The following is an 11,869-nucleotide window of genomic DNA, read 5'->3' as shown; positions in this document are numbered from 1 at the left end:
TTTTTGCAATTTCAACTAAATCATCCCTATTGAATATTTCCCAATTTGGTTCTTTGTTTTTTCTTGGTCTACCCGACCTTTTTTACGTAAATTACCACTTTTAGTCACTAATAAATCTTCCATACCTAAATTATAATGATTAATAATTTTTTTAATTCTTCAAACATTATTCTTCTTTTTGTTATTTTGAACTTTTGGTGAAATTTTAAACAACATCTTCAAGGCGCCATGTATCCCTGTGCTCTTATATTCTTGATATATTTTGTAAAACTCTTCTGCTTTTAAATGCCTTGACATACTTCTACTTTTTTGATTTTTTTGAGGGGGCATACCCCCTCAAAGGTGTTAAAAAAAGTTAACATTGCCATGTTAACTTTTTTGTCCACCTTTAAAAATAGCGTTTTTTTATTTACTTATAATAAATTAGTTAATTTAAATAATGTATAATTAAATTTTATAAAAAGGAGTATAAAGTGTTTGAAATAAAAGCAACTAAAAATGATTCACAAAGAACAATTTTCAAAGTTATTTGTAAGTATTTAAATAATATACCAATTAGTAAAATAGAAAGTCTATTCAGAAAAAAGGACATAAAAATAAATGGTAATAGAAAAATCAATAAAGATGATAAAGTTAATGAAAATGACATTGTTGTAGTTTATGGTATTAAAGACTGAAAAAAAATAACAAACTTTAGCAAAATACCTTTTGATTTTAAAATAATATATGAAGATGATAATTTATTAGTTATTGATAAAAAAAATGGTGTTGAGGTTCATGGAACTGATGATTGCTTAGATTTACAAGTGCTTTCATATTTAAATTATAAATATAATGATAGTTTTATCCCAAGTCACATAGGAAGATTAGATAAGGAAACAAGTGGATTGATTTTATATGGGAAAAATTATATGACTGTATCAAAATTTAATAATACTCAATCACTTTTTACTAAAAGGTATATTTTTAAAAGTGATTTTAATGAATCTAGAAAAATAGTTGATTTATATTTTTATAAAGATAAAACAGGTAAAATCAAAGTTTCTAAAAATAAAACAGATAAAAGTAAATATGCACAAACTCTTTTATATACAGAAAATAATAAAAAGTATGCAGAACTAAAAACAGGACGAAAACATCAAATTCGTCTAACTTTAAAATACTTAGGTAAACCAATTTATGGTGATAAAAAATATGGTGGTAAAATTGCAGAAAGATTAATGCTACATTCATATTACATTAAATTAAATGGTTTAGATGGTGAGTTAAAATATCTTAATAATTTAGAATTTTATTCACATCCAAAATGATAGGAATTATAATGGAACAAATAACAAGAGAAAAATTAAAAAAAATAGTAAAAACATTAATGTTTGAGCCAACAGAAGAAGTAGTTGATAATATCTTAAAAAATTGATTAAAACTAGAAAAAGAAATTAAATGATTTGATAATTTAGACCTAACAAATATAGAACCTATGTCAAAAATAGATGAAGAATACTATATAGATTTTTTAAGAGAAGATGATTTAAATAATTTAGATTCAATAAATAAATCTGAGTTAATTAATAATGCACCACAAAAAAATAATGATTATGTAATTTTAACAAAGGTAGTAAAGTAATGAGAAAATTTATTAATAAAGGAAATTATGAATTAGCATACAATGAATTAAAAAATGATAATAATAATTCAGTATCATTTTTATATCCATATGCAAATAATGATTATATTCCTAACAAATTTTTAAGTAATGTTGTATTAACTATCAAAGATAATTATGCAACAAAAGAAAGTAAAACTAAAGCTTCATCAAAAATATTAGAAAATTTTACTCCTTATTATAATGCAATGGTTCTAAACAAATTATATGAAAACGGAGCTTTAAAAATAGCAAAAGTTCACCTTGATGAATTAGCATTAGGGGGAACAGGAACACATAGTGCATTTGGTATTATAAAAAATCCTAAAAACCAAGAATTTTATGCTGGTGGTTCATCTTCTGGTTCTGTTGCAACATTTACTAAAAACATAGGTATTGCTTTAGGTAGTGATACAGGAGATAGTGTAAGATTGCCAGCTAGTTATAATGGTGTAGTAGGATTTAAACCATCTTATGGAGCTATTAGTAGATATGGATTATTTGCTTTTGCTTCTTCTTTAGACACAGTTGCTTATTTTACTCATAATGTTAATGATTGTATATTAGTAAGTCAAGCAGTTTTTGGTAAAGACTCAAAAGATATGACATCTAAAGATATTGAAATTTCTAATGTAATTAAAACTAAACCTAAAAAAATAGGTATGTGAGATTTTTCTGATTTTTGTGAAGATTATGTAAACCAAAAAATGGATGAATTATTTAAAAAATTAAATGATCAAGGAATAATAATAGAAAAAATAAAACCTAATATTGATATTTTAAGAACAATTAAACCTGTTTATCAAGTTTTATCATTTTCTGAAGCTAGTTCAAATTTATCAAATTTAACTGGTGTTTCTTTTGGGAATAGAGTTGACGGTTCATCTTGAGAAGAATTAATGTTATATACAAGAAGTAATAATTTTGGAAAAATGGTTCAAGAAAGATTATCATTAGGTAGTTATTTTCTATATTCAAACAATATAGAAGAAATCTTTTTTAAAGCACAAAAAGTAAGAAGATTAATTAAAAATTATTACACTAAGTTGCATAATGATTATGACATAATTATTTTTCCAGCATTTGGGGGAATTGCTCCAAAATTTAATGAATTAAAGGAATATGGGGTAATGGATTATATCTTAACTGGTGCTAATTTAGTTGGTAATCCATCAATTACTATTCCTTTATCAAAATATCAAAAAATGCCTTTCTCACTAGCAATCGAATCTAAAATATATTCAGATGAAAAATTGTTAGGTTATGCTGAATATATAGAAGAAATTATAGGAGAAATAAATGAATAATTTTGAAGTTATCATAGGAATTGAAATTCATATTGAATTAAATACAAAAACAAAAATGTTTTCTAGTTCAGAAATCAATTTAAGTGCCTTACCAAATACTAATGTAAATCAAATAGATTTGGGTTACCCAGGAACTTTACCTTTAGTAAATAAACAAGCTGTAAAACATGCATTATCTTTTGCTAAAGCATTGAATATGGAAATAGACACAGTTTTACGTTTTGATAGAAAAAACTATTTTTATCCCGATTTACCTAAAGGTTACCAAATAACTCAATATTTTAATCCGATAGGAAAGAATGGTATTGTTACAATTCAAGTTGATAATCAAACAAAAAATATTGAAATAGAAAGAATTCATCTAGAAGAAGATACAGCAAGACAATATCATACAGAACTAGGAACTATGTTAGATTATAATAGAGCAGGTGTGCCGTTAATTGAAATAGTAACAAAACCAGTAATTAGAAGTTCAAATGAAGCAATAGCATATGTAGACATGATAAGAAAAATAGTTCAATCGTTAGATATTTCTGAAGGAAAATTAGAAACTGGTTCATTACGTGCTGATATAAACATTTCTCTTAGACCATACGGAACTAAAAAGTTTGGTACAAAAGTTGAAATAAAAAATATGAATTCATTATCAAATATTAAAAAAGCAATTGAAAACGAGATAAAAATTCAAAGTCAAGCAATACTAACAGATCAAATTATATTGCAACAAACAAAAAGATTTGATGATCAAAAACAAGAAAATATAGTAATGAGAACAAAAACTGATACAGTTGATTATAGATATTTTCCAGAACCAAACATCCCTTTAATTAAATTGTCTGATGAATTCATAAATTCCATTAATATTAAAGAACTACCATTACAAAGACAAGAAAGATACAAAAAAAACAATATTCAGCAAATTTATATTAATAGTTTATTAGATGATATAAAATTAGCTGATTACTTTGATAGCATTCCCTATCTAGATAAAGAAAAATTATCCAAAGTATTTTTTGCTGAAATAGTTTCTTTAGCAAATGCAAAAGGTGTATTAGCTTATGATTTAGGAATTAATATTAATCACATATCTCAATCAATAGAATTACTAGATAAAGAAGTCATCTCAGGAAAATCATTAAAAAAACTAATACCTTTATTAGTTAATTATTCAGGTGACATTGATAATTTACTTGAAGAACATAATTTAAAACAAATCACTGATGTAAAATTGATTAATGAATTATTAATACATATTATAAATGATAATTTAAATTTAGTTTCTGAATATCCGATAAGACAAGAAAAAGTAGTTAAATTTGTTTTAGGAACCTTAATGAAAAAAACAAACGGACAAGTAAATCCGATTGTTTCAAATGACTTAGCTATTAAATTACTAAATGAAAAATTTAAATAATAAAATATTAAGTTATAAAAAAATAACCAAAAGAAAAGTTCCTAAGATAATATATAAAGAATATTATGAAAATATAATTCCGAGAAACCCTTTTGTTTTTCTAGAAAAAATCTATGAATTTTTTATCAAAAGTATAATTAGTATTTTTGCTAATATTTTAATAATATCAAGAACTGAAAACGCAAAAATAAAAAGAAAAAGAGTAATACTCAACATATTTAAATTATTTAATTCAAATCAATATAATTTTATTTGATTATCAATAACATTTTATATGTTAATTTCATTTGTTGCTGTAATCTTCATTGTTAACTTTTTAAATTTAGTTATAAATGATAATATTACAACATTTAAAAACTTAGTTTCTAATTTAGTTAAAAAACAAGAATTAAACACTCAATATAGCACTTTTCAATCGTTATTTAATAATATTGTTTTTAATAAATTTATTCCAGGTGGTGAGATTTTTTTAAGTTTAGATGAAATAGATGTTAGTTCTAATTTTAAATTATACTCATGAATTCCTGGTTCAGTTATTGCATTACCTTCTTTATATATATCAGCAGGAGGATATGGGAAATTAGTTACTGCTTTTAATACAATTTATTATCACAAAAAGACAGGAACATTTATAGGAAATAAACTTAAAGGTTTGTATTTAGTGTTAGGAATATCGTTTTTATTATGATTTTTTTCTACCTTATATATATTTAGTCAAGCTTCAATTTATAACAATCATCAGACTTTATCTTATGGTTTGAGTGATTTTGCTTATTTATCATTTATTATCTTATTCTTTGTTTTTAGTTTTTTATTTTTGTTTAAAGAAGGTCCATCATTTAAATTAAGTTATAAGTCAATATATAGAGGAGTTTTCGTTTCTTTTTTACCTTCTCTTTTTTTAGTTATTATTTATACATATTTAAACAAAATTTTAAATTATTCTAAATATGGTGCAGCAGTAGGTTTCTTTTTTAGTATAGGTTTTTTTATTAATTGATACGTATATTTTATGTTTTTAGGGATTGTATTTAATAGTTCATATTATAAAAGTTATGTCAGTTCACATACAATACCCAAGAAAATTTATTCACTATTTGTCTTTTAAAACACTTAATAAGTGTTTTTACTATTTTATAAAGGGGGGTTTGTATATGAACATGTATTCATCATATAAAGAAATTCAAGAAAATCTAAATAATTGTAAAATAAAGAACTTTGATTTTAAAAAAACTAGAATATATGAATATTTATTGAAAAATAATTTTGATATAAACAAAATATATAAATCAAACTTTACATCAATGTGCATGAAAAATAATCCAACTCTAATAAGGATTAGAAATGATAAATTTTTATTATGTGCATCAAATAAAGAACAGTCTATATTAATAGTTCCTATAAAAATTAATAACAAAATTATTACACTTATCTTTTATTCTAAATCATTTTATGGATACAACTTCAGTACACAATCTTCAAACTCATTTATTACTTTTGATTTCTTTAAGCATTTGATGAACAATTTTCAATATATTGAAAATGATACAGTCTTAAATTATTATTTGCAGAGCAAACAAAAGATAAAGTATTTATTTTATATAACAGTAAATAATAATTTTGATGAAAAAATCTTTAAAAGATTTATTAATGATATTGATAGTATGGAATTAAATTCCTATGGTGATAATTTAAAAAATAAGTATGTTCCGATAATTTCGAAAACCATTACAAAAGAAATAAGGGAATATTGAAATAATAAGTGTGCAATGTTTTATTCATTAAATAAAGATTATAGATGTCCTATAAAAATTATTGATGAAAAATTATTAGAAAAATATGAATTAAATTACACTGATATTCATCATCTTATTCCTAAATATTATTTTTTGAATTATTATGATTTATTAAAAGATATACCAAACTGACAAATTATACATTCTAAATTAAACTTAATACCTTTGTGTTCGATTTGCCATCAAGGAATACATAAATCACTAATGCAAAACGATTCTAATAATTTATTAACGAACATAATAATTAATGAGTTAATAAATTTAAAAACTTTATTAAAAAAAGACATAAAGATTTTTATAAACTTTTTAACAAATAATACAGATATACAAAACTTAGAAAACTTAATAAAAGAATACAAGAGGATAGAATGAAAAAAATAATAGTGTGAGATTTATTTGGTGGTGGACAAAACTCAGTTTTCAATTCAATTAATAATGATCCTAAACTAAAGGAAAAATTTGAAGTACATACATGAGATATCACTGAACCTACAAGAGAATTTCATTATAAATTGGATTTAGCTTCTGATAATATAGTGGAATTATTTAAAAAATATCCCAAACCAGACATTATTGTAGCAAGTCCTCTATGCCAAAGTTTTAGTTGTGTTTTAACAATGAAAGGTGGTGGAACACCTTTTTGGAAATTAAACGAAGATAAAACAAAAGTAATTGAAAGAACAGTGGAAGAGTTTGAACAATTAAAATCAGGTTTTACAAAAAATTTAAAATCAGATGTGCAATTATTTATCAAAAGATTAGGTGAAAAGTGTATTAATAATACAATAGAATTAATTAAATTTTATAAACCAAAATTCTTTTATATAGAAAATCCAAAACAATCTATGATGTGAAAATATATAATATTAAATAGAACTGATTTTCATAATGAAAATCATTATTTAAATGAAGCTAGTTATGGAAAATATGGTTTTCTAACTACAAAAGCTACATATTTTTATAGCAACTTTAAACTAGAATTAAAAAAAGGGAAAATAGAACCTCCTTATACTATAGAAATAATAGATGGACAAAAATATTATGTATTAAAAGATGATAAAACAGTAAAATTAAGAAGAGATTTAGACAGTCGAATGATAGGACTTGCCTCCATAAATAAAATGATTAAAGCACGTAAAGCAAAAAGCGGTATGGGTGGTTTAGATTTTGTTCAACGTTCAAAAACACCAACACAAAAAAATAAAATGGTAAATGAACAAATATGTGAAGCAGGGCCTGCTTCCGCTATTCCTTATGATTTAATCTCAGATATATTTAATCAATTGTTAATAGCATATAAAAAATAAATTTCTAATATTTAATTATTTTAAAGAGGTACTATGAGCAAAAAAATAAAAATTTCAATAAAAGATATCAATAACTATGAATTTTATATCCAAGAAAATGCACAAGCAGGTGATTATATAGATTTAAAAGATTTTTTAAATTTAAATACAAGTGCAATTACTGAAATAATAACTACAATTAAGTCAAATTTTTCAGATGCAGAAAAAGAAACTTTAAAAAATAAATATTATGAGGAATTTAAAGAACAATATTCTAATAGTGTTTTAAATAGTAAAGAATATTTAAACTTAAAAGAACAAAAAATAAAAGAATTAAATGAATTACAAAATAATTTAAGACAAGAATATGAATTAAAAAAAGAAAAAGATATTGTAGAAGTTATAAAAAAAGAACAACAAAGATTTAATGAACTTCTTGAATCAAAAACAGAATCAATTGAGGTTAAAACAAAAGAATCCTTTTTTGAATTAGAAAGAAAATTAAATAAAGAAAAAGATGAATTAAATCAAATTATTAATAAATTAAAACAAGAAAAAGAATATTTAAATCAAATTAAATCTAAAGAAATAGATAATGAAAAACTTATTTTAGAATCTAAGTTTAATGAAGAAAAACAAAGACACCAAAAAGAAAAAGATGAATTAAATCAAATTATTAATAAATTAAAACAAGAAAAAGAATATTTAAATCAAATTAAATCTAAAGAAATAGATAATGAAAAACTTATTTTAGAATCTAAGTTTAATGAAGAACTTAATAAAAAAGAAAATGAAATAAAAGAAAAACAATTAACAATCCAAAATTTAAACGAAAAAATCGATTTAAAAAACCAAGAGAGTCAAAAATTGTCAAAAGATTTAGAAGAAACAAAGAATCAACTTGAAATCACTAACAAATCCAGAAGATTTAATTCAACTAAAGAAGTTGGTGAAGTATATGAAGATCATCTAATGAATTTATTAAATGAAGCATTTAGTTTAGACGAATTAGTTGTATTTCATAAAGCAAATCAAATCATAGGAAATAATAAGCCAGATTTTGAAATAATTTTTTACAAAAAAAATATTCATAATAAAAAAGAACCAATCGGTTCTATAATAATAGAAGCAAAAAATAAATCAACTGAAACCGGAACAAAAAAGAATGAAGATTTCATCAGTAAACTTAACAAAGACAAAATAAACTATAAAGCAGATTATGCTATTTTGTCAACAGAATTAAATCCACAGGAAGAAATATTTATTAAAAGAGTTCCAAATTTTGATGATATTTATATTGTAAGATGAGAAAATTTAATTAATTTAATACGATTATTAAGAGAAGTCTTGTTAAAAAAATCTGAATTAATAATTTCGCAAATTGAATTTAATAATAAAGAATATATACTGAATGAATTTAATAAATTTGTTCAAGATAATATAGAAAAAAATATTAATATTGTTAATGCAAAAATAGATTCAATTTCTAATACTGCTTTATCAATAGAACAAGAAGCGAAAAAAATATATGATTTAATTGATGAAATAAAAAGAAATAGTTTCAAAAAACTAAATAACACCTTTGAGAAATTTAAAAATTCTCAATTTATTAAGCAAATTGATAAGTTAGAAAGAAATGAATTAGAATCTTATAAAGACAAAGAAGAAACAGAGGTTCAGGTAATAATAGATGAAGAATAATATTACTTGAAACGTTTTTAAAAAAGTGTTTAGCAATAATCCTGCTTTAATTTGGACACCAAAAAATTTTGTTAATTTAATTCAAGAAGAATATTTTCTAAAATATAAAAAAGAAAATATTCTTTCTAATGATATAGATGAAGAAAACAGTGATGAAGCTTTAATTGATTTTGAGATTTTTGAAACTTTAAATAATGATTCAATTCATGAAATTAATTTAGAAATAAATGATGTTTCTGAAAGTTATATAAAAGTAGCAAAAGATAGTTATGATAGATATTTATTAGATGCAACTAGATGATATATTAATAAATATGGTTTTAATTCAAATGAAATTGAATATATATCTAGCAAATCAAATTGAGAAACTAGGCATATTCAAACAATGAATGCTTTTGACAAACCAAATATTAATTTAGTGGTGAATGGAAATTTATTGTGAAATCAAAAAGAAATAAATTATAATGCTCCATTCTTTATTTTTGATAAAAAAAATAGTAAATTAGTTTTACTTAGTTATACAACTAGAATTAAATATGAGTTTTTTTCTAAGTTCTTTTATTATTTTAATATTTTTAAAAAAAATAATTTAATAATTAAAGATATGTCGGTTGTTTTAATTAATCCATATACTAAAATACTAAATAAAACTAAAAAAAATTATATAGATTTTTATGAAGGATTTAGTTCAGTATACACTAAAACAATATCTAAAAGCACAAGTAAGAAAGCAAATGAAAATCAAATACTTATTGACCAGTGCATAAAGAAAACAGGTGATATTTTATTGTTAAAAAAACACGGATATGATAAGAAATCTGAATATAATTTTTTTAATAGTATAAAAAGAAATCAAATACCTTGTTTTTCTATTTCTTCAGATTTTGAAAAATGTCAAACAGAAATGTTTGATGGTGATATTTTTAATCTGAAGTGATTTTTGAAAATACCAAAAAAAACACATAACAAAGAATATTATGATTTTGATTATTACATAAAAATAATAGAAAAATCATTTACTGAATTTTATGAGAACACAAATTTTGGTGCTATTAAATATTTTGCTTCCTTTGATGAAGAGTCAATTATTCAAGAAATAAATAATTGACTTGAAAGTAACAGATTCATTTATAAAGTAAAATCGGATAATTATTATATAAATGAAAGTTCATCTTTAAACAAAGAAGAAAAAAATGAACTTTTAAAATTATTTATAGGACAAAATTTTGAAGAATTATCTATGTCTTATTTTTCTAATAATGAAAAAAATAATTTAGTTTCAATGGAAAATAAAATGTTAATTTACAAAGAAATAGATAATTTTTTTCATATTGATGCATTGAATATACTCATAAAATTACACAAAAAAAATGCAAGAATTTGTTGATATGATTATGAAGGTTTTTCAGATTTATATCCACCAATGAATAGAATTGCCCCATACAACCAACTTGTAAACCAAGTTTCAGTTATAATAACAAAAAATGGAATAGAAGAATCTGTTGAAAATTTAGTTATAGATACCAAAAATATAAGTTGTAAAGATTTAGTTAAAATAATCCAAACTATTTATAATAATAAACCTGATTACTTTGTTGTTTATAATAAAAATTATGAAAATACAAGAAATAAAGAAATATCTAAATTAGTTTCATATGAATTTTTTAATAATAAAGAATTTCAAACTTGGTTTTTAACTCAATATAATAATATAAGTGATTTTACAAGCATTATTACATACATAAACAACAATACCATAGATTTAGCTGATTGCTTTAGTCATAAGAAAAATTTGAATATCGATATAAAAAACTTTATTAGTTTTTATGAAAAAGAAAATCTTATAAAAATTAAACCTAATAGTTTAGATTTTTATAATAAAAACATAACTTATAATAAATCTTTAATTCATATTAACTTTTTAAAATATTTTTACTCGATTAAAAAAATTGAAAAATACATAACTCATATGAATTTTGACTTAAAAACAAAGATAACACCATATAATGAATTAGTTATTCAAAAAGGTACAATGGCAATGGAAGCAGCCATTTTAAGATATTTGGGAGCAACTAATGATGCAGTATGAAACAATAATATTGTTCCTGAATTAAAAAAATACTGTGAAAATGATGTTAGAGCAATGATTATGGTATATGAGTTTATTATGTATTTATTTAGAACAAAATTTAAAAACATTAATGAATATGAATACAAATTAACTGAAGTAGAAAATAAAAAATACACTTTTATTGATGATGAACTTTTTCTTGAAACAACATAAAATATAAATAATTATTAAAATAATTTTAGATAATTCATTTAAAATTATGTAGGAATATAAATGAATAATAAAATAAATAAAATGAAACCTTTTTTACCTTTATAAAATATTACTTTTGATACATTAGAACAACCAATTCACGAGCATCCTGTAATTATTTTTTATGATGAATATACTGAAAGATATTGATATTTGAAAGCAAGAAGCAAGTATGATAGGAATGGTAATGTTAAAGTAAAATACAGAGGGGAAATAGAAGTTCCAAGAAATAAATGGAAAAGGGATGATATTCTGGGACTGTATTATATTTTGTGTAAATTCTCTTTAACTTACTTTTTAAAGTAAGAGAAAAGTGATAGCAAAACACAAATCTGGTTCTATTATAACAGAAAAAACCAAACAAAATGTCAAAAAGACGGAATGTCATTTCCGCTTTTTG

The 11,869-nt window shown here is 22.2% G+C and carries 10 protein-coding genes; 9 read left to right on the top strand and 1 reads right to left on the bottom strand.

The window, feature by feature from the left end:
- Nucleotides 1-15: 15 nt before the first annotated feature.
- Nucleotides 16-330 carry a hypothetical protein gene (locus T405_RS02995; protein WP_036431012.1) on the bottom strand — a complete coding sequence of 105 codons (315 nt, stop codon included), beginning with the start codon at nucleotides 328-330 and terminating at the stop codon, nucleotides 16-18.
- Between the two features lie 143 nt (nucleotides 331-473).
- Here T405_RS02995 and T405_RS02990 point away from each other — a divergent pair, with 143 nt between their 5' ends.
- Genes T405_RS02990 through T405_RS03750 form a run of 9 tightly spaced genes read left to right on the top strand, consistent with a single transcriptional unit; the run spans nucleotide 474 to nucleotide 11,430 of the window.
- Nucleotides 474-1,313, top strand: coding sequence for a pseudouridine synthase family protein (locus T405_RS02990; RefSeq protein WP_036431010.1), 840 nt, complete (start codon nucleotides 474-476; stop codon nucleotides 1,311-1,313).
- A gap of 8 nt (nucleotides 1,314-1,321) precedes the next feature.
- The gene (locus T405_RS02985; protein WP_036431007.1) at nucleotides 1,322-1,624 is read left to right on the top strand and encodes a hypothetical protein; all 303 of its coding nucleotides are present in this window, start codon (nucleotides 1,322-1,324) and stop codon (nucleotides 1,622-1,624) included.
- A complete protein-coding gene (locus tag T405_RS02980) occupies nucleotides 1,624-2,949 on the top strand; it encodes an amidase family protein (protein ID WP_036431004.1) in 1,326 nt (441 codons plus the stop codon). Before T405_RS02985 ends, T405_RS02980 begins: the two co-directional genes overlap by 1 nt.
- Nucleotides 2,942-4,363 (top strand): Asp-tRNA(Asn)/Glu-tRNA(Gln) amidotransferase subunit GatB, encoded by a 1,422-nt coding sequence (gene gatB, locus T405_RS02975; protein ID WP_036431001.1) that lies wholly within the window; start codon nucleotides 2,942-2,944, stop codon nucleotides 4,361-4,363. Before T405_RS02980 ends, gatB begins: the two co-directional genes overlap by 8 nt.
- Entirely contained in the window at nucleotides 4,347-5,471 is a 1,125-nt protein-coding gene (locus T405_RS02970; RefSeq protein ID WP_036430999.1) for a YhjD/YihY/BrkB family envelope integrity protein, read from the top strand. The genes gatB and T405_RS02970 overlap by 17 nt, the downstream gene beginning before the upstream one ends.
- Before the next feature lie 46 nt (nucleotides 5,472-5,517).
- The gene (locus T405_RS02965; RefSeq protein ID WP_036430996.1) at nucleotides 5,518-6,540 is read left to right on the top strand and encodes a hypothetical protein; all 1,023 of its coding nucleotides are present in this window, start codon (nucleotides 5,518-5,520) and stop codon (nucleotides 6,538-6,540) included.
- A complete protein-coding gene (locus T405_RS02960) occupies nucleotides 6,528-7,466 on the top strand; it encodes a hypothetical protein (RefSeq protein ID WP_036430994.1) in 939 nt (312 codons plus the stop codon). Before T405_RS02965 ends, T405_RS02960 begins: the two co-directional genes overlap by 13 nt.
- A gap of 33 nt (nucleotides 7,467-7,499) precedes the next feature.
- Nucleotides 7,500-9,146 (top strand): DUF2130 domain-containing protein, encoded by a 1,647-nt coding sequence (locus T405_RS02955; RefSeq protein ID WP_036430991.1) that lies wholly within the window; start codon nucleotides 7,500-7,502, stop codon nucleotides 9,144-9,146.
- Nucleotides 9,136-11,430 (top strand): UU173 family protein, encoded by a 2,295-nt coding sequence (locus T405_RS03750; RefSeq protein WP_051619555.1) that lies wholly within the window; start codon nucleotides 9,136-9,138, stop codon nucleotides 11,428-11,430. Before T405_RS02955 ends, T405_RS03750 begins: the two co-directional genes overlap by 11 nt.
- Nucleotides 11,431-11,869 lie beyond the last annotated feature (439 nt).

Origin of the sequence: Mycoplasmopsis felis ATCC 23391, assembly GCF_000701865.1 — a bacterium.
Taxonomy (GTDB): Bacteria; Bacillota_I; Bacilli_A; order Mycoplasmatales; family Metamycoplasmataceae; genus Mycoplasmopsis; species Mycoplasmopsis felis.
This window is presented reverse-complemented; position numbering and strand designations above follow the sequence as displayed.